This is a genomic window from Klebsiella sp. EMBS2024 (assembly GCF_036233805.1).
Taxonomy (GTDB): domain Bacteria; phylum Pseudomonadota; class Gammaproteobacteria; order Enterobacterales; family Enterobacteriaceae; genus Klebsiella; species Klebsiella pneumoniae.
The window spans coordinates 868,336-891,675 of record NZ_JAZARW010000001.1; the positions used below are offsets into that span (position 1 = coordinate 868,336).

Consider the following 23,340-nt stretch of genomic DNA (forward strand, 5'->3'; position numbering starts at 1 on the left):
GCCTGGCGCGGTTCTGGCTTGTAAAGGTGGGGTTTAGCGTTGCATGTTGNACAAGGAAAGAAAAAAAGGGAAAACCTTGCACAAAAAAGGGATTTTTAGTGTATCTTTTTTGTTAAGACAAAACGTAGTTTTACGAGACCCTTAGCCTGATAACTGCTACTGTGAATGCTTATCCCTCCCATCTGGAATCACTATGCTAACCACCATCATTTATCGCAGCCATATCTGCGACAATGTCTCATTCAAATCGATCGAGGCCATGGTCGCCAGGGCAAACGAAAGAAATGGGCAGGCGGACGTCACCGGTATTTTACTTTTTAACGGGACGCATTTTTTTCAACTCATTGAGGGGCCTGAAGAAAAGGTTCAGGATATTTATCAGCATATCTGCCGGGATCCTCGCCACTATAATCTGGTGGAGTTGCTTTGCGATTATGCGCCGTCCCGTCGTTTTGGTAAGGTCGGGATGGAACTGTTTGATTTACGCGAACACGATCGCGAGGAAGTTCTGCAGGCGGTGATGGACCGGGGGACGTCAAAATATCAGCTCACCTATGATGACCGGGCGCTGCAATTTTTCCGTACTTTTGTCGAAGCCACAGAAAAAGCGAACTATTTTGAGATTCCTTCCGCAGATAGTTGGGTTTTTATTCCTGATAAGGAGACGTTCTATCCTGATACCCCGATTATCGATAATACGGAAGGTTGTTCCTTTGCCTTCCAGCCGATTGTCGACCCTTTCGCCTGCGAAATTATTTCGTGGGAAGCGCTGTTGCGTACACCGGACGGGCAATCCCCCGGCGCCTATTTTGCCGGGCTGACCGGGGACGATATTTATCTCGCCGACCTGCACAGTAAACGGGTGGCGTTGTCGCTGGCGGGAAAATTAGGTTTACGTAATAAGGCGTTAAGCATTAATTTACTGCCGATGACCATGGTCAAAGCGCCGAATGCGGTGGCTTTCCTGCTCGACGAAATTAGTCGCAATGACCTTATTCCGGAGCAGATTATTGTCGAGTTCACTGAGCGGGAAGTGATTTCGCGGATGGACGATTTTACCGATGCGGTGCGCAAACTGAAGGGCGCGGGAATTAATCTTGCCATCGATCACTTCGGCGCCGGGTTTGCCGGGCTATCGCTGCTGGCGCAATACCAACCCGACAGAATTAAAATCGACCATGAGCTGATCCGCAATATCCACCAGGACGGACCGCGCCAGTCGATTGTACAGGCGATTATCAAATGCTGTACTTCTCTGGAGATTGCGGTCTCAGCCGTCGGCGTTGAGCGTGCTGAAGAGTGGATGTGGCTGGAATCAGCCGGTATTTCACAGTTTCAGGGCAATTTGTTCGCCAGCGCGCGCCTGGGGGGCCTACCCGCCGTCGCATGGCCGGAGAAAAAATGAACCACCGCGAAATCAGCTAAACATTTTTTCATCTTTTTTCCCGGGCGCTGTGAGCCGCAACCTGATATCTTTATCTGTACAAGAAAATAGAGTTGTACAGGATGCCTGAATTCGTTAGTTTAGGTATTAAGGTATCAGGTTGATGTGAGGCTGCTATGGCGTTTTACAGTATCGGTGAAGTCGCCGAACGTTGCGGAATCAATCCGGTCACACTGCGCGCCTGGCAGCGTCGTTACGGTCTACTGAAACCGCAGCGTAGCGAAGGCGGGCATCGACAATTTGATGAAGAAGATATCCTGCGTATCGAAGAGATCAAGCGCTGGATAGAGCGCGGTGTATCAGTAGGGAAAGTCAAAGCGCTGCTGGAGGATAACCTGCCGGCGGCGCGCGACGAATCCGCGCATCTTCAGGAAGAGATGATGTCCATTCTGCGTTATATGCAACCCGCCAGAATCCGCGCCAAATTAATGGCGCTCAGTCATCAACACCCCGTCGACACCCTCATCGATAGCCTGTTAGTGCCGGTACGACAGCGTCTCAAGTTGGATCAGAATACCTCGCTGGTGATTAGCAGCATGCTGGACGGCCTGTTAATTGACTGCGTAGCGTTGTTTCTCGCCGAAGCGCGTAAAAAAAATGGCAAAGAGACGCTGCTGGTGGGCTGGAGCAATGAGGACAGGACGCGTCTGTGGCTGGAGGCATGGCGTCTTTCCCAACGCGGCTGGCATGTCAACGTTCTCGCCGAACCGCTGGAGTCGCCGCGGCCTGAGCTATTTCCCGGGCAGCATATTTTCGTCTGGACCGGACGTGCCGCCACGCCTCTGCAGGAGGAGTTGCTCAGCCACTGGCAGGAGCAGGGCTTCAGCATCCATTTTCACGGCCAAAATTAAGCGCCCCGATCCGTGGTGCGGATCAGGGCTTGAGTGCTTGGTTACAGGTGAATCTGGCTCCAGGATTTGAACGTTTCGCTGCGGCTGATATTAAAAAAATCGGTTCTACCGCTGCAGCCGAGCTTTTTAATCAGATTCAGCCGGATCTGATAAATGGTTTTTATATGCAGGTTTAGCGACCGGCCAATGCTGGCGACCGCTTCGCCATTGCTGATAAGTTGAATAACTTTCTTTTCCCGCTCGGTAAACTGCACCGAGGCGCCTGGCGCCGGATGGGTTTTGTAATAGCGGGTGGGTTGATGCAGAAATATCTTTAACTCTTCCGGCGTCGAGTTGGCCGGTAAGCGCAGCATAGGCAGTTCACTAAGAAAATTAAGATCGTTGCCTTCGGTTAACAGAATAAATAATGTATCCCGCCGATTATAGTTGTGCTGCAGTACCGCGAAATAATTGTCGCTGGTGAAGAAAACATGTTTTTTGCGGAAGTAAGATGCCGGCAGGCTATTCAGGATCAGCGACATCCCATAGAGAAGAAAACCATTATCAAACCACAGATCGTAATGCTCAGAACGATAGCAAGTATTATGGTGTGACATTTTTTTGCCTCAGTTAGCCGATAGAGACCCAGGCGCGCCGGTACAGCAGGTCGAAGCCTGCTGCCAGCACAGTGGGTTTATTTAATGATGAGGTTTGCTGTACAGCATATCCAGCGCCTGCAGATAGAGATCGGAAAGTATTTCGTTACTTTCCGTTTGCAGACGATGCTGGATTTCCGTAATCATCCGCTCATTATTTACCGTTCTGTGCTGCTTAATGAGCGTATTCTCAATATTCTTCATCAGGGCCGAATTGAAGACAAACTCTGCTGGAATGGTATTTTTAATATGCATAGCTCGAACTCTCCCACGTATAAAGCAAACAGACAATAAAAGTCGCAGCGTACCGTTGATACGCGCCAAGTCACGAACAGGAAATGTATAACCAGGAACCACCGTCCGACTCGCTGCGCAATCGTCAAGCTTCCCCGCTTTGTTGCGCAACAAGCAGTTAATACTCCAAAACTATAGACGCTGATTTCACTATGTACAACTTTTTTCATTGCTATATGTACAACGTAACGGTTTATTTTTTGTTTGTGTTTTAATTTGTTGATTTATAATGATTTTATTGAGTGATAACTTGTACGGAAAAGTCGGGTTGTGCAGGATTTCGCTGTAAAACCAGCGGGAAGAAGCTGATGATGGTAGAAGAAAGCCAATTGTGAAAATTCTGTCATGGCTGGCGAAATGCATGAAATTGCGCCGACGCGCGAAGGGGTAAACAGCAACGCTGTCGTCGACAGGTGGCTTTCTTCCGCGTCGGAGTCTGAGCATAGCGGAAAATATGATGAGGCTTTGTCTGCTTTTTGCACAGTAAGGTAAAGGGGTAACGTCTGCCATGTCGTAAACGGCCCATTCGATTTGTTGGCGAATAAGGGCTGTGCTACGCTTTTTGGTAACGACGCGGCGGTTTGGCATCGTTATTTTTNNNNCATTTCCCTGTCGAGTCTTATACCCCTGTCACGACCGGTAAATACGGCAAAAGCTTTCTGTCCCTGGACAGGCCTTGAGGACTGAGGAGGGAAAATGCGCGGCAAAAGCGTGATGCTCCTGGCCGGGTTAGCCTCTCTCGCGCAGGCGAACGAACTTAACCTCTATTCGGTGAATACCGGTTCCTATGTTTACCATCTGACCAATAATCACGGACAATATACAGAGAATTTCGAAAATCATTTTTTCTCAGTGGAGCGGAAATTCTCTGCAGACTCCAAATACAGCCTTCTGCTTGGCACTATGAATAACAGCTTCAACGATCGCTGCCTGGCGCTGGGGGTGAGAAGAGACTGGTACCACAGCGGCAGCGGGTGGACCTTCAAAGGCGTTTACGGCTATACCGGCGAATTCTTCTTCGACGCCTTCGAGCATTGCGGCGATCATGGCTCCTATAAAGACTTTAAGGACGCCACGGGGATCGGCTTTTCACCCTATATCTACCACGCTATCCAGTATAACTTCACCGATTATTTCGCCGTTGAAAGCGGCATTATTATTCCCAGCGTGTTTGTGATCAGTATCCAGTGGAGCTTCCGCTAAATCGTCCCGTTGTCGGTTACAAGGTAATCACCTTCCTGAGCAGCGTACTGGAGAGCGCGGCAAGGGAAATGAGCACCGACAGGACAAAGGTCAGCGCTATTACCCCCAACTTGGTGGCTAGCGAATGCACAGGGATGAGCATCACCAGCAGGTGAAACACGGAATAGTGGAGGATATAAACTCCGGTCATCGCTTTACTGACCGTCGCCAGCACGGCCTCTTTCCACTCGCGGTTCTTTTTAAACTGCACGGCGTTAGCGGCGATCACCAGCAGGACGATCAGGATATAAATTTGCGATCCCGTGAGAATGAACGCATTACGATCTGCTTTAAACAGGGCGAAGAAGAAATGGCGTTCATAAAACCAGGTAAATAAATAGACAAAGGGCAGAGCGATAATCGACCCTTTAATCACCTGTGGGTTGTGTATCCACTCCGCGACCTTTGGATCGTTAAACAACTGCCCGGTTAAATAAAACAGTAGCCATGTCCACAGGCGATACTGCGGCGGCAAACTGAAAAGATGTCTGTCCGGGTAGATCACCGAGAGCAGGTCGTAACCGTAGGAGCAGCACAGCAGCGTCAGGAGCACGGCGAAAAAGAGCCCGCGCCGCTGGCTGAGCCAGGCGATCAAAGGATGAAAGGTATAGATGACAATCAGGGCGAAAATAAACCAGGGCTGGATCAGGTAGCCGCGCTGGTAAGGCTCCCAGACATAATAGACCGTCACCCAAAACAGAAAGACGATGACCACGCTTTTAATTTTACCAATTTGCCAGTTGGCATCGTGGCGCGTCTGCGCATCAAGATAACCGGCCACGACAAAAAACAGCGGCGTCGCGATGGTCGAGATAAAGGTCAGCAGCCCGAGGATCCAGTGATAGTCATAATCAAAGCGATCCCAGGTGTTATAGATGGTGAAAAAGGTCACCGCTGTCATACAGCCTAATGTCTTGATAATGCTCAGACCGGTACTGTTCATCGTTGAGGCGTCATATCCTTATGGTGAAAGCAGGCGTAAATCACCGGCAGAACCAGCAGCGTCAGCACGGTGGCAAAGGCGAGGCCGAACATGATCACCACCGCCATACTCTGGAAAAAGACATCGCGCAGCAGCGGGGCCAGACCAAGTACGGTGGTGAAGGCGGTCAGCAGGATCGGCCGCAGACGAGAGGTTGCCGCATCAATAATAGCTTGTCGTTGATCTTTCTCCTGTTTTTGTTGCTCTATCTCTTCTACCAGCACAATGCCGTTACGGATCAGCATACCGCTCAGGCTGAGCAAGCCGATTAAGGCCATAAAGCCGAAGGGGATGCCGGTAAGCAGAAAGCCGGGTGTGACCCCGATCAGCGCCAGCGGAACGGTCAGCCAGATGGCGACGGCGTTTTTCAGCGAACTGAACATCAGCACCGTTATGATAAACATCACCAGATAGCCAAGCGGCAGGGTTGTAAACAGCCCCTGCTGCGCCTCACTGGAGTTCTCGGCATCGCCGCCCCATTCGATACGGTAGCCGTGGGGCAGCGGCAGTGCGTCAATGCGCGGTTTCACCCGCGCGAGAATATCACCCGAGGTTTGGCCGCTTAGCGGGCTGGGGTCGGTCTGGACCGTCAGCACCCGGGTACGATCCCGGCGGAGGATCAACGGATCTTCCCACTCCAGGGCGAAACCATTGATGACGTTACTCAGCGGGATATATTGCTGGCGACTCTGGCTCCAGACCAGCACATTATTCAGATGGTTGGCATCCTGACGTTCTGCTTCCGGCGGCCGGACGATCACTGGCAGCAGATCGGCCCCTTCACGATATAACCCGGCGCGACTCCCGGAGAAATTCATCTCCAGCGCGTTATCAATATCCTGTTTATCCACCCCCAGCTCGCGTCCCAGCGCCGGGGAATACTGCGGGCGGATCACTTTGCTGCGGTTCTGCCAGTCATTACGCACGCTGTCGGTCGCCGGGTCCGCGGCGAGGATATCGCCTACCTGACTCGCCAGCGCGCGCAGCGTATCCGGGTCTGGGCCCTTAATGCGCACCTCAATCGCGCTATCCCCGGAGGGCCCGAACATAATGCGTTTGGTGCTGGCGTTAACCTGCGGGTAGTTTCTGGCAATCCAGTCCTCCACGTGGCGGGTGACAGGGGCGATGCCGCGTTGATCATCCATCCGCACCATAATCTGCGCGTAGTTGCTGTACTGGCGCTGCCCGCTGTAGGTGAGAATGAAACGCATACTGCCCTGGCCGATGGTGGAGACGGTGGTGACCACCCCCGGCTGACCGGCTATCGACCGCTCGATATCCCGGGTCATCTTCTCCGTGGCGTTTATATCGGTACCGTAGGGTAGCCACAGGTCGACAAAGAATATAGGCGTATTCGATGACGGAAAAAAATTCTGCCGAACAAAGGTAAAGCCCCAGATCGCTCCGGCTAACAGCGCACCCATCAGCACCAGGGTCAGGGTCTTTTGCTGCAGCAGTATTTGCAGCGCCTGCTGATAGCCACGGTAAAAGCTGCCGCGGTAAGGATCGGCCTTTTCCTCCGCGGCGGCGGCCGACGGGGCGTTTTTAAACAGCCACCACTTAATAAGCACCGGGGTGATGGTCAGAGCGGAAAACCAGCTCAGCATCAGGGAGATCAGCAGCACCTGGAACAGCGATTTGCAATACTCCCCGGTAGAGTCCTGGGAGAGGCCAATCGGCGCGAAGGCGAGGATGGCGATGATCGTCGCGCCAAGCAGCGGCAGGGCAGAGCGACGGATCACATAGTTAATCGCGCCCAGCAGCGGAGAGCCTTGCTGACGGGCGATGAGCACCCCTTCGACAATCACAATGGCATTGTCCACCAACATACTCAGGGCAATGATTAGCGCTCCGAGGGAGATCCGTTGTAGTTCGATCCCCCAGATATACATGATAAGCAGGGTGCCGAGAACGTTGAGCGCCAGCGACAGAGCAATAATAATCCCGCTGCGCACCCCCATAAATACCAGCAGCACGCCGACGACAATCGCCAGGGCCATCAGAAAATTGGTAATAAAGCCATTGACCGAGTGGGCGACCTCAGCTGCCTGATCGTAAAAAATAGCGATGTCGATGCCCGCCGGTTTGTCGGCGGCCATCTGCTGGAGGCGGGCCTCGAGAGCGTGGCCGACGTCAATAACGTTGACGCCAGGGATAAAAGAAACTCCCATGGTCACCGCCTGGCGCCCGTTGGCATGATAGATACTGGCCGGCGAGTCGGTTAGCCCGCGCGACAGCGTAGCAATATCCCGTAGTCGGGTGGTGGCGCTGGCGCCGTGAGGGCTGACCAGTAGATCTCCCAGCTCATCGATGCTCTGAAACTCACCGGTGGGGTGGAGGCGGATCGATTCGCTGCCAACGCGGATCTCCCCGGCGCTGGACACCACGTTGAGTCGGGCCAGGATTGCGGCGAGCTGGTTGAGGGTGATCCCGCGCGCCGCCATCTTCGCCAGCGAGATATCCACATTGATCTGCTGCGGAATGACGCCGCCGATAGCGACTTTACCGACCCCCGGCACCAGCACCAGCTCCCGGCGCAACTGTTCGGCATAGCGCACCAGCTCCGGGTTGGTAAAACTGTCGCCCGAGATAGCGAAGAAAAAGCCAAACACATCGCCAAAGTCATCGTTGACGAAAGGGGGGACTACGCCAGGGGGGAAAAGGCGGCTGGCGTCACCGACCCGGCGACGTAGCTCATCCCAGATTTGCGGCAGCTCGCTGGAATGGTACTGCGAAGCAATATTCACCGTAATTTGCGATAAGCCATTCGAGGAGATGGAGCTGACGTTATCCAGCGAGGGAAGCTGCTGAATCGCGTTTTCCAGCGGCAGGGTAACCTCCTCTTCCACCTGCTGAGCGGACGCGCCAGGGTAGTGGGTGACGATCACCGCCGTTTTGATGGTGAAGGCGGGATCTTCCAGGCGGCCGATATTGAGCAGGGCGAGCAGGCCACCCACCCCTAACAGCAAAATGGCTAACCAGACGCGGGTCGGGTTGTTAATAAACTGACGGGAAATATCCATTTATAATCCTCGTTCACGCGTCCAGACCCGCACCGGCTGCCCGGCATGCAGCTCGCTCACGCCCGCCGCAACCACCTGTTCACCCGCGCGGAGACCGTCGGTGATCGCCACTCCCTGCGAAGTCACCTCGCCGACGGTGACCTTACGCTCCTCAAGATATCGATGCGCGTTATCGCCTTTCACCACCCAGACTACCGGCTCGTTCTTTGGCCGGTTATCGGGGTTAAACACCGCCTCCGCTGGCACAATGAGGGTTTCCCGTCCGGCGCTGGCCGGTAAATTGCCGAGATTGACCGTCACGGTGCCGCTGACCCCGCCGACGGCGGGAAAATCATCTGGCCGCGGCATGGTTAACACGATCTGCCAGGTGAGGGTGCTATTGTCGCTGCTGCCGGTATGCTCTTTGTATTCCGCGGTAAACTCGCGGCCCGGCAGGGTATTGATCCTGAGGACGGGACGGTAGGCGGTATTGCGGATATCCAGGGAGGTGAACAGATTTTCGGGAATGCTGAAGACCACATCCAGCAGGTCGGTCCGCGTCAGGGTGATCACCGGTTGGCCGGCGGCGACCACCTGATGGTTGCGGATATGCACGCCGGCGGCAATCCCGCTAAAGGGCGCGATGAGGCTCATTTGCGCCAGCTCTTCGCGAGCGATTTTTAAGGCCGCATTAGCGGCATCGCGATTGGCGCGCTGCACGTCCATCTCCGCCTGGGAAATCGCCTGGCGCCCGGCCAGAGTCTGGAAGCGGTCGAACTGACGCTGGGCGAGAGTGGCCGCCGTTTGCCGCTCATTGACCCGTTGCTGGGCCTCGCGGGCATTCAGGCGCGCCAGCGTTTGCCCCTGGGCGACGCTTGCCCCCTGACGAATATCTAGCGACTCCACCTGGCCACCCCGCTTAAACGACAGTTCGGTGGAATCGCCAGACTCAATGCGTGCCGGAAACGTTCGCTGCTGGGTATTGCCCACGGCGGTCACCTGCGCCACTTTAACCATGCGCGGGGCGGACTCGACGGTGGGTGCTTTCTGATCGCAAGCGGTTGTAAATATAATAACAACCGGGATGAGAGAAAAATAACGGTTCACAATATTCCCCTCAGATTCAGGATTTATTTTACATTTTTATTACATGGCGCCTGCTTATTCTGCGAGAGCGGCGACGACCAGATAAGTGAAGAGCCCCACCGCTGTGCAGGCGACAATGGCCAGCGCGACAAACAAACCCAGGCGTAACAGGCTATAACCCAACATAATTTCCTCCCTTTACTCCCACCCGAACCGTGAATGTCATTTAATTCGGCCCCCACTGTGACCACCGAACATTCGGAGCGGCATGCCTGCTTGTAATCAGCATAGTCGGAGAAAATATGAAGTGTTAAAAAAGAGAATGCCGCGAGCGTTGGCGGCATTAAGGGGAAAGCGCAGGAGATCCGCAGAGAATATGCGGTTTTTATAATATTTTTCAGTCTATTAATCCGCCATTTTCTAATGTTAATTTTCCTGTGCTACGTTTAATAACATCTATTCCGCTCGCCGCTTCTGTTGTTGAGATTTCGTTCCTCCCCAAGTAAGGGGCTATTCATCACTACGCATTGTATTGGTAATAAAAGGATTATCTCATGTATAAAAATATCGTTGTTCCCGTTGACGTGTTTGATGCGGGCCTGGCCGACAAAGCGCTCTCTCATGCGAAATTCCTCGCCCAACATTCTGCCGGGCAAATTCATCTTATCCATGTTATTCCGGCCTTTTCTCCTGTATTAACCCGCGGATTTATCTCTGATGCCCGAAAGATGGAAGACCATTTGCTTAATACCGCTAAGGAAAAGCTGAGCGAGCTGGTGAAGAAAAATGGGCTTGCGGAAGACGCCAGCCATCTTTATGTGCGCAGTGGCAATGTTCGCGATCAAGTGATTGCCCTGGCCGATGAGCTGAAAGCGGATGTGGTGATTGTCGGTTCGCGCAATCCGGGGATCCAGACTCATCTGCTGGGCTCGGAAGCGGCCAATATCGTGCGCTATGCCCATGTACCAGTGTTCGTTGTGCGCTGATGATGGCGGGATGTCGCCCTGACTTCCGCTTCAGAAATCGAGGGAAAGAGTATGAATACAGATAAACCGGGGGCGCCCTATTATCAGCGCTCCGTCGAGGAGACTCTCGCCAGCGTGCAGAGTTCGCCGGAAGGGATTAGCGGAACAGAGGCGGCTACGCGCCTGCAGCAGTATGGCGAAAACGCCCTGCCGCAGAAGCCGGGTAAACCCGCCTGGCTGCGTTTTATTGCGCATTTTAACGATGTGCTGATCTACGTCCTGCTGGCGGCAGCGTTGCTCAAGGCGGTGATGGGCCATTGGATCGACATGGCGGTGATCCTCGCCGTGGCTGTGGTCAATGCGCTGATCGGCTTCATTCAGGAGAGTAATGCGGAAAAATCGCTGCAGAGTATCCGCAATATGCTGTCCAGCGAGGCGGTGGCGATCCGTCAGGGCAACCATGAAACCATCCCCACCACCTCGCTGGTACCTGGCGATATCGTGGTGATCCGCGCCGGCGACCGTATCCCCGCCGATCTACGGGTGATTGAGGCGCACAACCTGCGGGTGGAAGAGGCGATCCTCACCGGCGAGTCGACGGTGGTGGAAAAAACCACCGAGCCGCTAAGCGGCGATTTACCGCTCGGCGATCGCAGCAACCTGTTGTTTTCCGGGACCACCGTTAGCTCAGGGGCGGGAAAAGGGATCGTGGTGGCCACCGGCGGCAATACCGAGCTGGGCCATATCAACCAAATGATGGCGGGCATTGAGAAACACCGCACGCCGCTGCTGGTGCAAATGGACAAGCTGGGCAAAGCCATCTTTATCCTTATTCTGGTGATGATGGCGGCGCTGTTCGTCTTTAGCCTGCTGTTCCGCGATATGCCGGTCTCCGAACTGATGCTGTCGTTGATTAGCCTCGCGGTGGCATCGGTCCCGGAAGGGTTGCCGGCGATTATCTCGATTATTCTGTCGCTCGGCGTACAGGCGATGGCCCGTCAGAAAGCGATTATCCGCAAGCTGCCGACGGTGGAAACCCTCGGCGCGATGACGGTTATCTGCTCGGATAAAACCGGGACCCTGACCATGAACGAAATGACGGTGAAGGCGGTGATCACTGCCGACAGCGTCTATCGGGTGGAAGGGGATAGCTATGAGCCGGTCGGTAAGATCCACGCCATTGACGATCCGACGCCGGTCACGATCGCGCCCGGCTCGCTGTTCGAGCGCTATCTGCGCACCATCGATCTGTGTAACGACAGCCAGCTTATCAAAGAGGAGAGCGGGCTGTGGAAAATCACCGGCGGCCCGACCGAGGGGGCGCTGAAGGTGCTGGCGGCGAAGGTCACTCTGCCGCCGCTGACCAGCGAACTGCGCAGTAAAATTCCTTTTGATTCGCAATATAAATACATGTCGACCCTCTACCGGCTGGGTGAAGAGGAGGTAGTGCTGGTCACTGGCGCGCCGGATGTCCTGTTCCGCCTGTGCCAGTATCAGCAGAGCGACAGCGGATTGCAGCCGCTGGATCTCCCGTACTGGGAAGGCAAAATTGAAGAGTACGCCCGGGAAGGGCTACGGATGGTGGCCGCAGCCTGGAAGCCGGCTGCCGCAGGCCAGACCGAACTGACCCATCAGGATCTGCAGCAAGGGGTGATTTTGCTAGGGGTCGCCGGGATGATGGATCCGCCGCGTCCGGAGGCCATCACGGCGATTGCCGACTGCCTGCAGGCCGGGATCCGCGTGAAGATGATCACCGGCGACCACCCGCAAACGGCGATGAGCATCGGCAAGATGCTGGGGATTGGCAATGCGGGAAATGCCATTACCGGACGTGAGCTGGAGGTGATGGACGACGCGCAGCTGAGCGTAGCCGCGCAGCAGTTTGATATCTTCGCCCGCACCAGCCCGGAAGATAAGTTCCGCCTGGTGCAGGCTCTGCAGAGTAAGAAAGAAATTGTCGGAATGACCGGCGATGGGGTGAACGATGCCCCGGCGTTGAAGCAGGCTGACGTCGGCGTGGCGATGGGGATCAAGGGGACCGAGGTGACCAAGGAGGCCGCCGATATGGTGCTGACCGATGATAACTTCGCCACCATCGCCAGCGCAGTCCGCGAGGGGCGCCGGGTGTATGACAACCTGAAGAAAACCATTCTCTTCGTCATGCCGACCAACCTTGCCCAGGGGTTACTGATCGTGATCGCGCTGCTGGCGGGCAACGTACTGCCGCTCACGCCGGTGTTGATCCTGTGGATGAACATGGCTACCTCCGCCACGCTGTCGTTTGGCCTGGCGTTTGAAGCCGGTGAGAAAAATATTATGCGGCGGCCGCCGCGCGATCCGAAAATTCACGTGATGGACGGCTTTGCCATCTGGCGCGTAGCGTTTGTGGGGTCAATGATTGCGGTCAGCGCCTTTATTCTCGAAGCCTGGCTGCAGCCGCGCGGCTATTCGCCGGAGTTTATCCGTACCGTGCTGTTGCAGACTCTGGTCACCGCCCAGTGGTTCTATATGCTGAACTGCCGCGTATCGGATGGATTCTCGTTAACCAAAGGTCTGCTGGCCAACAAAGGGATCTGGATCGTCAGCGGCGTACTGCTGCTGCTGCAGCTGCTGATTATCTACGCGCCTTTTATGCAGATGCTGTTCGGCACCACCGGGCTGCCGTTCCGCTACTGGGTGATCACCTTTATCATCGGCTTCGCCATGTTCCTGATCGTGGAACTGGAAAAACCGCTGACCCGCAAATGGCGTTCCGCCTGACGGCGTGAAGCGCTGAACGAAAAAGAAAAGAGGGGGCATNGCCCCCTCTCTGGCTGACGACAAACCTGTTTCGTCATTGTGCTCGCATTTCTGCCGGGTGGCGACTTTCGCCTTACCCGGCCTACGAAAGACTTCAATATCAAACCGTTATGCAGTTATCTGTAGGCCCGCGCAAGCGCAGCGCCGCCGGGCAATTCCTGAAGATTGCACATTGTCAGCAGTTTGAGAGAGGGCATCGCCCTCTCTTTTATTATGGTTCACGCTTGTTGCGCTTTACTGTTTCGGCTCGGCGACCACGGTGCTTCCCACGCCGCGGTTATTGTACTCCCACATGCGGTTGAAGCCGTTGTCGTTGAGGTTGCGCTGCAGATTGCCTTTGTCATCGGCGCTGCCGGTGTTGCCGCTGAACGGGCGGCCGGAGCCTACCGCCGCCGCCCACGGCTGGGCAATATTAAAGCCTTCATTGATAGCGCTGTCGCGGATCACCACCTGGCCGTTGCTGTTGCCATCGACATCCAGCGCGCGGCCGAGCTGCGCGACGTTATCCCCGGAGGCGGTGAAGCGGCTGTTGGTCGCCAGGAAGCCGTAGGTCACGCTCTTCAGAGTAGCCGGCGCGAAGACATAGGCCTCTTTCTGGGTACGGGAGTTCACCACGCGGAAATCGGTGTTATCAAACACCACCGCGCCGCGGCCGGAAACGATATCCACATCGCCTTCAATGTAGCTGTTGGTCACCAGGGTGCGGGTCTGACGGTTGTCCTGCAGACGGTTTTGCACGCCGCTGTTGGTCACGAAGAAGGTGTTCTGACGGCCAAGAATATTGACCTTATTGATCTGCACCTGGTCGCCATCGCTGCGCAATGCCACCGCCTGGTGGGTACCGGCGTCAACGCTGTCGCCGAGGTTGTTGGCGATGGTCAGGTTCTGCAGCTGCAGACCATTATTCTGTGACCAGAAGACTGCGGAACACATTACGCCGACGGTCGCCGCGGATTTGCTTTGGCAACTGTCGAACATATACCACGCCGGTTTACCCGGCATATATTTACCGCCTGGATTGACCAGACGACGCCAGGTGTTGCGATCCATCTCGGAATCAATGGCTTCGCTGATTTTCACGTCGATTGGCTTATCGCCAGTACCATACAGGGTCAGGGCGCCCGGCGCCGCCGGAACGTAGACGGTTCCCGGGTACTCGCCCGGCATAATCGCGATATACAGACGACGGTTAGAGTGACGGGCAATTGCCGCATCCACCGCCGCCTGAATGGTGGTATGGGTTACGCCCTGGGTTCCCGCAGGGCCGACGATAAAGTCAGGCTGCGCCGGCAGGCTGATAGCAGACGGCGTCCAGGCGGCGGCGTTGGGAGCCAGCGACTGGAAATAGGCCGCCGGCGTGAAGTTTTTCGCTTCTTCGGCGTTGAGTATGGGACGCGCGGTAGTGCCCGGTGCAGTCTGCGTTGAGGGCTGTTGATCGGCAGGCGTCGAGCTACAGGCGGACAGCGTCACGCCGAAGGCCAGCGCCAGCGCCAGACGGGAAACGGAATATGTGTTCATGTTGCTCCGGGCAAAATTAAGCGTAGTGAAATACCCCGGCTGAGACGCCAGGGTATAAGTCCTTTAAAACCTGCTGTTTTATACTAACTTGAACGAAACGGGAAGACGTGGACGGAAAAACTTACCGTCTTTACGCAACGCGCAGNNTGCCGGATGGTCTTTAGTCACAAAAAAATAACATTTCCCTGCGCTATTGTTGACTTTACCGGCGTTATGAAAATAAATGTCTATACAACCCATGACAAGTTAAGCGCTATGACTGAAGCCACTTCCGAACTCGTTATCTGGCGAAACGGGCGTCTCGCCACCCTGAACCCCGATCACGCTCAACCTTACGGCCTGCTGGAGCGCCATGCGCTGCTGGTGCGCGACGGCCGCATCGCGGCGATTGTCGCCGAAGATGACGTCCCCAGCGGGCGCAGTATCGATCTTGAAGGCCGGTTGGTAACGCCGGGATTAATCGACTGCCACACCCATCTCGTCTTCGGCGGCAGCCGGGCCCAGGAGTGGGAGCAGCGGCTGAACGGCGTGTCGTATCAAACCATCAGCGCCAGCGGCGGCGGCATTAACTCCACCGTGCGCGCCACGCGCGACAGCAGCGAAGCTGAACTACTGGCGCTGGCCCAGCCGCGTCTGGAACGCCTGCTGCGTGAAGGGGTGACCACCCTGGAGATCAAATCCGGCTACGGCCTCGACCTGCCAAACGAACGCAAAATGCTGCGGGTCGCCCGACAACTGGCCGATCATAATGGCGTGGAACTGTCGGCGACGCTGCTCTCCGCCCACGCCACGCCGCCGGAATATCAAGGCGATGCTAACGGCTATATTACGCTGGTCTGCGAGACCATTTTGCCGACGCTGTGGCAGGAGGGACTGTTTGAAAGCGTTGACGTCTTCTGCGAAAACGTCGGCTTCAGCCCGCAGCAAACTGAGCGCGTCTTTCAGGCGGCGCAGGCGCTGGGCATTCCGGTAAAAGGCCACGTTGAGCAGCTCTCGTCGCTGGGCGGCGCGCAGCTGGTGAGCCGCTATCATGGGCTTTCCGCCGACCATATCGAGTATCTGACGGAAGAGGGCGTGGCGGCGATGCGCGAAAGCGGCACCGTGGCAGCCCTGCTCCCCGGCGCGTTCTACTTCCTTAATGAAACCCGTAAACCGCCGGTCGAGCTGCTGCGCAAGTACCAGGTGCCGATGGCGGTGGCGACCGATTTCAACCCCGGCACCAGCCCCTTCGCCAGCCTGCATCTGGCGATGAACATGGCCTGCGTCAAGTTTGGCCTGACGCCGGAGGAGGCGTGGGCCGGGGTGACGCGCCATGCCGCGCGGGCGCTGGGGCGCCAGGCCAGCCACGGCCAGCTGGCGCCGGGCTTTGTCGCTAACTTCGCCATCTGGGATGCTGAGCATCCCGTCGAGATGGTGTATGAGCCGGGGCGCAGTCCGCTCTGGCATCGCGTTGTTCAAGGAGAATTGCAATGATGCTGTGGCAAGCTACGCCAGCCAGTCTCTGGCAGGGACGCGACGACAGCGCGGAAGCGCCCAATGCGCTGCGCCTGTTCCAGACCATCGCCCGCGCGGAACGCTTCGCGCCGCAGGAGATGCCCGGCGATATCGCGCTGCTCGGCTTCGCCTGTGACGAAGGGGTTCGGCGTAACAAGGGGCGTACCGGGGCAGCGGACGGCCCGGCGACCCTGCGCCGGGCGTTGGCCAATATGGCCAGCCATCAGGGCCATGACCGCTGCGTGGATATGGGCACGATTAGCGTCGACGGTGAACAGTTAGAAGCCGCGCACCAGGCGCTACGCGAGGCGGTGGCCGCCTGTCAACGCGCCGGCAAACGCACGCTGGTGCTGGGCGGCGGTCACGAGACGGCCTTCGGCCACGGCGCTGGGGTACTGGATGCCTTCCCGGGCGAAAAAGTGGGCATTATTAATCTCGATGCGCATCTGGATTTACGCTTTGCCGAATGCGCCAGTTCCGGGACGCCATTCCGCCAGCTGGCGCTGGAGTGTGAAGCGCAGCAGCGAGGTTTTCACTATACCTGCATTGGCGTCAGCCGGGCGGCGAACACCCAGGCGTTATGGGATGAAGCGGCGCGCCGCCAGGTGGCTATCGTTGAAGATCTGGAGGTGCTGGCAGCCTTCGAAACACGCGTGTTGCCGGAGCTTGAGCGCAATATCGCGCAATTCGACCGTCTGTATCTGACTATCGATCTCGACGTGCTGCCGGCGCGAGAAATGCCGGCGGTGTCGGCCCCGGCGGCGCTGGGCGTGCCGCTGGCCACGCTGCTGCGCATCGTTGAGCCGCTGTGCCGCAGCGGTAAGCTGCAGGCGGTGGATCTGGTGGAGTTTAACCCGCTGTTTGACATTGACGGTCAGGGCGCTCGCGCGGCGGCCCGTGTGGCATGGCAAATCGCCCATTGGTGGCGCTAGCGATCCGCGCTATTATTTTCGTTTCGCCGCTCCGCTTATTACGCATAAGGAAAGCCAGGCCATGTTTGCACAACAACCTCGTTCCGCGCCCGCGCCTTTCTATGAAAAGGTGAAGCAGGCGATCAGCGAAAAGATCCACAGCGGCGTCTGGCGACCGCATGACCGTATCCCGTCGGAAGCTGAGCTGGTGGCCCAGTTCGGCTTCAGCCGGATGACCATCAATCGCGCGCTGCGCGAGCTGACGGACGAAGGCCTGCTGGTCAGGTTGCAAGGGGTGGGAACCTTTGTCGCCGAGCCGAAAGGGCAGTCGGCGCTGTTCGAGGTGCGCAGTATTGCCGCAGAAATTGTCGCCCGTCACCATCAGCACCGCTGTGAGGTACTCCTGCTGGAGGAGACCCGGGCGGATCATATTCAGGCGACGGCGCTCAGCGTCCCGGAAGGCACCCGCATTTTTCACTCGCTGATGGTGCATTACGAAAACGAGGTGCCGGTGCAAATCGAAGATCGCTGCGTCAATGCCGCAGTGGTCCCGGACTATCTGCATCAGGACTACACCGCCACCACGCCCCATGATTACCTGTCGCTGATCGCGCCGTTAACTGAAGGTGAACACATTGTTGAAGCGGTGCAGGCCACGGCGGAAGAGTGCGCGCTGCTGCATATTCACGCCCACGATCCGTGCCTGCTGATCCGTCGCCGCACCTGGTCGACAACCCACATCGTCTCCCACGCGCGCCTGCTGTTCCCCGGTAGCCGATATCGTCTGCAGGGGCGCTTTGGCTCCTGATCCACGCTGGCGTCAGCAAAACGTGATTGCTGACGCAATATAACAAAATTGTATCATTTCTGTTAAATCCTGGCTTGCGCATGCTTGTATAGACAAGTATATGTATCTACGTAAACAACGTTCATTGTCAGGAGAAACCCCGATGTCGCAAAGCAAATATCGCCAGCTGGACGTACGTGCCCCGAGAGGCACGACGCTTACCGCCAAGAGCTGGTTGACCGAAGCGCCGCTGCGTATGTTAATGAACAACCTCGATCCCGATGTCGCCGAAAACCCGCATGAGCTGGTGGTCTATGGCGGTATCGGTCGCGCTGCGCGCAACTGGGAATGCTATGACGCTATCGTGAAGGCGCTGAAAAACCTGGAAAGCGATGAGACCCTGCTGGTGCAGTCCGGCAAACCGGTCGGCGTATTTAAAACGCATGAAAACTCGCCGCGCGTGCTGATCGCCAACTCCAACCTGGTCCCGCACTGGGNCACCTGGGAACACTTCAACGAACTGGATGCCAAAGGGCTGGCGATGTACGGCCAGATGACCGCCGGCAGCTGGATCTACATCGGTAGCCAGGGCATCGTGCAGGGCACCTATGAAACCTTCGTCGAAGCCGGTCGCCAGCACTATCAGGGCAGCCTGAAAGGCCGCTGGGTGTTAACCGCCGGTCTGGGCGGCATGGGCGGCGCGCAGCCGCTGGCCGCGACGCTGGCCGGCGCCTGCTCGCTGAACATCGAATGTCAGCAGAGCCGCATCGATTTCCGTCTGCGTACCCGCTACGTGGATGAGCAAGCCACCTCGCTGGATGACGCCCTGGCGCGCATCAAAAAATACACCGCCGAAGGGCGGGCCATCTCTATCGCGCTGTGCGGCAACGCCGCGGAGATCGTACCGGAGCTGGTGAAGCGCGGCGTGCGCCCGGATATGGTCACCGACCAGACCAGCGCCCACGACCCGCTGCATGGCTATCTGCCGAAAGGCTGGAGCTGGGAAGAGTATCAGCAGAAAGCCGAATCCGACCCGCAGGGCACTATTCTGGCGGCGAAACGCTCGATGGCCGATCACGTGCAGGCGATGCTGGCCTTCCATGAGATGGGGGTCCCAACCTTCGACTACGGCAACAACATCCGCCAGATGGCGCAGGAAGTGGGCGTCAGCAACGCCTTCGATTTCCCGGGCTTCGTGCCGGCCTATATCCGCCCGCTGTTTTGCCGCGGTATCGGCCCGTTCCGCTGGGTAGCGCTGTCCGGCGATCCGCAGGATATCTACAAAACCGACGCGAAAGTGAAAGAGATCATTAAAGATGATCAGCATCTGCACCACTGGCTGGATATGGCGCGCGAGCGCATCAGCTTCCAGGGACTGCCGGCGCGTATCTGCTGGGTCGGTCTGGAGTGGCGGCAAAAGCTCGGTCTGGCGTTTAACGAAATGGTGCGCAGCGGCGAAGTCTCCGCGCCGATCGTCATTGGCCGGGATCACCTTGACTCCGGCTCCGTCGCCAGCCCGAACCGCGAAACCGAAGCGATGCGCGATGGTTCTGATGCGGTCTCCGACTGGCCGCTGCTCAACGCCCTGCTTAACACCGCCAGCGGCGCGACCTGGGTGTCGCTGCACCACGGCGGCGGGGTAGGCATGGGCTTCTCGCAACACTCCGGGATGGTTATCGTCTGCGATGGTACCGATGAAGCGGCGGCGCGTATCGCCCGCGTCCTGCACAACGACCCGGCCACCGGCGTGATGCGTCATGCCGACGCGGGGTATGAGATTGCCATTGAATGCGCAGCAGAACAGGGTCTGAATCTTCCGATGGTGGCGGCAACGCAGGGGAACGCTAAATGAAATCTTTAACTTTGATCCCGGGTCAACTCAGCCTGTCGCAGCTCCGCGACGTTTACAGCCACCCGGTAAATATTACCCTCGACAGCGGTGCGTTTGCCGCCATTGACGAGAGCGTGGCCTGCGTCAACGCCATCCTTGCCGAAGGGCGGACCGCCTACGGCATCAACACCGGTTTTGGCCTGCTGGCGCAAACCCGTATCTCGACGGAAGATCTGGAGAACCTGCAGCGTTCGCTGGTGCTATCCCACGCGGCGGGCGTTGGCGAGCCGCTGGACGATGATCTGGCGCGGCTGATTATGGTGCTGAAGATTAACAGCCTGTCCCGCGGTTTCTCCGGGATCCGCCTGAGCGTGATCCAGGCGCTGATTGGCCTGGTGAATGCCGGTGTGACGCCGTGGATCCCGGCCAAAGGCTCCGTCGGCGCCTCCGGCGACCTCGCGCCGCTGGCGCATATGTCGCTGACCCTGATCGGAGAAGGTAAAGCGCGGGTACGCGGCGGCGACTGGCTGCCGGCCACCGAAGCGCTGCGTCAGGTGGGGCTGGAGCCGATTACCCTGGCGGCGAAAGAGGGGCTGGCGCTACTCAACGGCACCCAGGCCTCGACCGCTTTTGCCCTGCGCGGTCTGTTCGAAGCCGAGGATCTGTTCGCCTCCGCGGTCGTCTGCGGGGCGTTAACCACCGAAGCGGCGCTGGGCTCACGTCGTCCGTTTGATGCGCGCATCCATGAAGTGCGCGGCCAGCGCGGGCAGATTGATGCGGCGGCGCTGTATCGCCACCTGCTGACCGACGATAGCGCGATCTCGCAGTCGCACCATAACTGCAGCAAGGTGCAGGACCCGTACTCCCTGCGCTGCCAGCCGCAGGTGATGGGCGCCTGCCTGACGCAGATCCGCCAGGCGGCTGAGGTGCTGCTGGCTGAAGCCAACGCGGTCTCCGATAACCCGCTGGTCTTTGCCGCCGAAAATGACGTCATCTCCGGCGGTAACTTCCATGCCGAACCGGTGGCGATGGCCGCGGATAATATCGCGCTGGCGATCGCCGAAATCGGCTCGCTCTCCGAGCGCCGCATCGCGCTGATGATGGACAGCCATATGTCGCAGCTGCCGCCGTTCCTCGTCAAAAATGGCGGCGTCAACTCCGGGTTTATGATTGCCCAGGTCACGGCGGCGGCGTTAGCCAGTGAAAACAAAGCGCTGTCGCACCCGCATAGCGTTGACAGCCTGCCCACCTCTGCCAACCAGGAAGACCACGTCTCGATGGCGCCGGCGGCCGGTCGCCGCCTGTGGGCGATGGCCGAGAACACCCGCGGGGTGCTGGCCGTTGAGTGGCTGGCGGCGGCGCAGGGGCTGGATATGCGCGAAGGACTGACCACCAGTCCGCTGCTGGAAGAGGCGCGTCACTTGCTGCGCGAACGCGTGCCGCACTATACGCAGGATCGCTACTTCGCCCCGGATATCGATAACGCCATTGCGCTTCTGGCGGCCCGTTACCTGACGCGTCTGCTGCCTGCCGTACTGCATTAATCACCGTTGTTCTCTGTACCCGCGTCGGGGGAAGTCATTCCCCCGACCGCCCTACACCGCATATTTGTCGTCATATAAAAAAATCAGGACACCTGTATATGCAACAACAACACAAGCCACATCTGCTGCGCGGGCTCAATGCCCGACACATTCGGTTTATTGCGCTCGGCTCCGCTATCGGCACCGGGCTGTTCTATGGCTCGGCCTCAGCCATCAAAGCGGCGGGCCCGGCGGTGCTGCTGGCCTATCTGATTGGCGGCGCGGCGGTGTTTATCGTCATGCGCGCGCTGGGCGAGATGGCGGTGCGCAACCCGGTTTCCGGCTCCTTCGGCAGCTATGCCCGCCAGTATCTCGGGCCGCTGGCCGGGTTTATTACCGGCTGGACCTACACCTTTGAAATGGTGATCGTCGCCCTGGCCGACGTCACCGCCTTCGGTATCTATATGGGGTTGTGGTACCCCGATGTGCCGCGCTGGATCTGGATCCTCAGCATCATCTTCTTTATCGGCGCGATGAACCTGTGCAACGTGCGGGTATTTGGCGAGATGGAGTTCTGGCTGTCTCTGGTGAAGGTGGTGGCGATTATCGCCATGATGCTGGCGGGGGCGGGGATCATCTTCTTTGGCTTTGGCCACAGCTTCCCGGCCACCGGGCTGGAAAACCTCTGGAGCCACGGCGGCTTTGCCCCTAACGGCTGGCAGGGCGTTATCGCCTCGCTTGGCATCGTGATGTTCGCCTTCGGCGGGGTGGAGATTATCGGCGTCACTGCCGCGGAAGCGAAGGATCCTAAGAAGGTGATCCCGCAGGCCATCAATACCATTCCGCTGCGCATTATCCTGTTCTACGTCTGCACCCTGGCGGTACTGATGGCGATCTTCCCGTGGAACAGCTTTGGCGAACAGGGGAGTCCGTTTGTGCTTATTTTCGACGGTCTGGGGATCCCGGCGGCGGCGACCATCCTTAACATCATCGTGATCAGCGCCAGCATCTCGGCGATTAACAGCGATATTTTTGGCGCCGGACGCATGATGTACGGCATGTCGAAAGAGGGGCTGGCGCCGAAAAGCTTCCAGCGCATCGCCAGCAACGGTGTGCCCTGGATGACGGTGGTGGTCATGGGCGGCGCGCTGCTGGCGGCGGTGGTATTGAACTATCTGATCCCCGAGCAGGTATTTGTGCTAATTGCTTCGCTGGCGGCATTCGCCACGGTATGGGTGTGGCTGATGATTCTGCTATCCCATTTTGCCATGCGCCGCGGTTTGTCTGCCGAAGAGCGTAGCCAGATCGCCTTTCCCATTCCGTTCTGGCCGGTTGCGCCGCTGTTGACGCTGCTGTTTATGGGGCTGGTCATCGCCGTACTAGGGATGTTTGCCGAAACGCGGATGGCGCTGATCGCCGGCCTGGTCTGGCTCGGGCTGCTGACGGTGGTGTGGTATGCGCGGGTGCGTAAAACGGCGCTGCAGGTAGTCACTGAACAGTAAGATCAATTTCCCCGGTGGCGCTGCGCTTACCGGGGCTACAAATGGCACGGACCGTAGGCCGGGCAAGGCGTCAGCCGCCGCCCGGCATAAAAGCGGCTCCGTGCCCGCGGCAATCGNCCGGCGGCGCTGCGCTNGCNNGGGCCTGGGGGTANTGTAGATACTGCTATCGGCTTGTAACGGTTTTAGTCCGGGAAAAACAGTTGTTTTGTATTAATTCCGAGCACATTGCGCTCCCGAAATGTCTTCTACGTTATGTTTCTCATGGCGCAGGGAGCGCACAGGGGGCGGTCAGTCGCCGCCGCCCCCTGTACCCCCGGGCTCCGGCCAGCAACATCGCCACTGCGTGGTGCCTTCGACTTATCCCTGCAGGCTTCGGGTCGGGCCGAGGCAGCGTCCTTGCAAAACACGGCCCTCAGCCCGCATCCATGCGGGCTGCCCCAACCTTCCGGGAACGTCTCAGCGATGTTGAGGCCG

Annotated in this window: 18 protein-coding genes; 12 read left to right on the forward strand and 6 right to left on the reverse strand. The window is 57.6% G+C overall.

Annotated features, from left to right (window positions below):
- Positions 1 to 193: 193 nt before the first annotated feature.
- A complete protein-coding gene (locus VZP09_RS04010) occupies positions 194 to 1,405 on the forward strand; it encodes a diguanylate phosphodiesterase (RefSeq protein ID WP_004147656.1) in 1,212 nt (403 codons plus the stop codon).
- A gap of 155 nt (positions 1,406 to 1,560) precedes the next feature.
- Positions 1,561 to 2,295 (forward strand): MerR family transcriptional regulator, encoded by a 735-nt coding sequence (locus VZP09_RS04015; RefSeq protein ID WP_004176830.1) that lies wholly within the window; start codon positions 1,561 to 1,563, stop codon positions 2,293 to 2,295.
- A gap of 41 nt (positions 2,296 to 2,336) precedes the next feature.
- Here the strand turns inward: VZP09_RS04015 and VZP09_RS04020 are convergent, their stop codons facing one another.
- Positions 2,337 to 2,891, reverse strand: coding sequence for a helix-turn-helix transcriptional regulator (locus VZP09_RS04020; protein ID WP_004151695.1), 555 nt, complete (start codon positions 2,889 to 2,891; stop codon positions 2,337 to 2,339).
- Between the two features lie 81 nt (positions 2,892 to 2,972).
- Positions 2,973 to 3,185 (reverse strand): biofilm development regulator YmgB/AriR family protein, encoded by a 213-nt coding sequence (locus tag VZP09_RS04025; RefSeq protein WP_002895280.1) that lies wholly within the window; start codon positions 3,183 to 3,185, stop codon positions 2,973 to 2,975.
- Positions 3,186 to 3,569: 384 nt separating this feature from the next.
- Here VZP09_RS04025 and VZP09_RS04030 point away from each other — a divergent pair, with 384 nt between their 5' ends.
- On the forward strand, positions 3,570 to 3,716 hold the full coding sequence (locus VZP09_RS04030) for a hypothetical protein (RefSeq protein WP_009483834.1): 147 nt from the start codon (positions 3,570 to 3,572) through the stop codon (positions 3,714 to 3,716).
- A 204-nt stretch (positions 3,717 to 3,920) separates the two neighbouring features.
- Entirely contained in the window at positions 3,921 to 4,427 is a 507-nt protein-coding gene (locus tag VZP09_RS04035) for a hypothetical protein (protein WP_002895283.1), read from the forward strand.
- Positions 4,428 to 4,443: 16 nt separating this feature from the next.
- Here the strand turns inward: VZP09_RS04035 and VZP09_RS04040 are convergent, their stop codons facing one another.
- Genes VZP09_RS04040 through VZP09_RS04050 form a run of 3 tightly spaced genes read right to left on the reverse strand, consistent with a single transcriptional unit; the run spans position 4,444 to position 9,557 of the window.
- The gene (locus VZP09_RS04040; protein WP_074422641.1) at positions 4,444 to 5,367 is read right to left on the reverse strand and encodes an acyltransferase; all 924 of its coding nucleotides are present in this window, start codon (positions 5,365 to 5,367) and stop codon (positions 4,444 to 4,446) included.
- Positions 5,368 to 5,405: 38 nt separating this feature from the next.
- Positions 5,406 to 8,471 carry an efflux RND transporter permease subunit gene (locus VZP09_RS04045; protein ID WP_032414692.1) on the reverse strand — a complete coding sequence of 1,022 codons (3,066 nt, stop codon included), beginning with the start codon at positions 8,469 to 8,471 and terminating at the stop codon, positions 5,406 to 5,408.
- Positions 8,472 to 9,557, reverse strand: a complete 1,086-nt coding sequence (locus VZP09_RS04050; RefSeq protein ID WP_328794910.1) for an efflux RND transporter periplasmic adaptor subunit — start codon at positions 9,555 to 9,557, stop codon at positions 8,472 to 8,474. It abuts the gene before it with no gap.
- Positions 9,558 to 10,090: 533 nt separating this feature from the next.
- On the opposite strand from VZP09_RS04050, the gene VZP09_RS04055 reads away from it, so the two are divergent.
- Both VZP09_RS04055 and VZP09_RS04060 read left to right on the forward strand, forming a co-directional pair.
- Positions 10,091 to 10,522, forward strand: a complete 432-nt coding sequence (locus tag VZP09_RS04055) for a universal stress protein (RefSeq protein WP_004183465.1) — start codon at positions 10,091 to 10,093, stop codon at positions 10,520 to 10,522.
- Between the two features lie 51 nt (positions 10,523 to 10,573).
- Positions 10,574 to 13,261 carry a cation-transporting P-type ATPase gene (locus tag VZP09_RS04060; protein WP_023284866.1) on the forward strand — a complete coding sequence of 896 codons (2,688 nt, stop codon included), beginning with the start codon at positions 10,574 to 10,576 and terminating at the stop codon, positions 13,259 to 13,261.
- A gap of 273 nt (positions 13,262 to 13,534) precedes the next feature.
- Here VZP09_RS04060 and VZP09_RS04065 read toward each other — a convergent pair whose 3' ends face one another.
- Complete coding sequence (locus VZP09_RS04065; protein ID WP_004142122.1) at positions 13,535 to 14,818, reverse strand: putative acyl-CoA thioester hydrolase; 1,284 nt, start codon at positions 14,816 to 14,818, stop codon at positions 13,535 to 13,537.
- 153 nt (positions 14,819 to 14,971) lie between these two features.
- Between VZP09_RS04065 and hutI the strand changes: the two genes are divergently transcribed.
- The 6 genes from hutI to VZP09_RS04095 all read left to right on the forward strand — a co-directional run bounded on the left by hutI (position 14,972) and on the right by VZP09_RS04095 (position 22,866).
- Complete coding sequence (gene hutI, locus VZP09_RS04070) at positions 14,972 to 16,291, forward strand: imidazolonepropionase (RefSeq protein WP_004182478.1); 1,320 nt, start codon at positions 14,972 to 14,974, stop codon at positions 16,289 to 16,291.
- Positions 16,288 to 17,244 carry a formimidoylglutamase gene (gene hutG / locus VZP09_RS04075; RefSeq protein ID WP_032414694.1) on the forward strand — a complete coding sequence of 319 codons (957 nt, stop codon included), beginning with the start codon at positions 16,288 to 16,290 and terminating at the stop codon, positions 17,242 to 17,244. The genes hutI and hutG overlap by 4 nt, the downstream gene beginning before the upstream one ends.
- Before the next feature lie 61 nt (positions 17,245 to 17,305).
- Entirely contained in the window at positions 17,306 to 18,031 is a 726-nt protein-coding gene (locus VZP09_RS04080; protein WP_002895358.1) for a histidine utilization repressor, read from the forward strand.
- 142 nt (positions 18,032 to 18,173) lie between these two features.
- Positions 18,174 to 19,862 (forward strand): urocanate hydratase, encoded by a 1,689-nt coding sequence (gene hutU, locus VZP09_RS04085; protein WP_328794911.1) that lies wholly within the window; start codon positions 18,174 to 18,176, stop codon positions 19,860 to 19,862.
- Positions 19,859 to 21,385, forward strand: a complete 1,527-nt coding sequence (hutH, locus tag VZP09_RS04090) for a histidine ammonia-lyase (RefSeq protein ID WP_328794912.1) — start codon at positions 19,859 to 19,861, stop codon at positions 21,383 to 21,385. Before hutU ends, hutH begins: the two co-directional genes overlap by 4 nt.
- A gap of 98 nt (positions 21,386 to 21,483) precedes the next feature.
- Positions 21,484 to 22,866, forward strand: coding sequence for an amino acid permease (locus VZP09_RS04095; RefSeq protein WP_004142109.1), 1,383 nt, complete (start codon positions 21,484 to 21,486; stop codon positions 22,864 to 22,866).
- Positions 22,867 to 23,340: the final 474 nt, after the last annotated feature.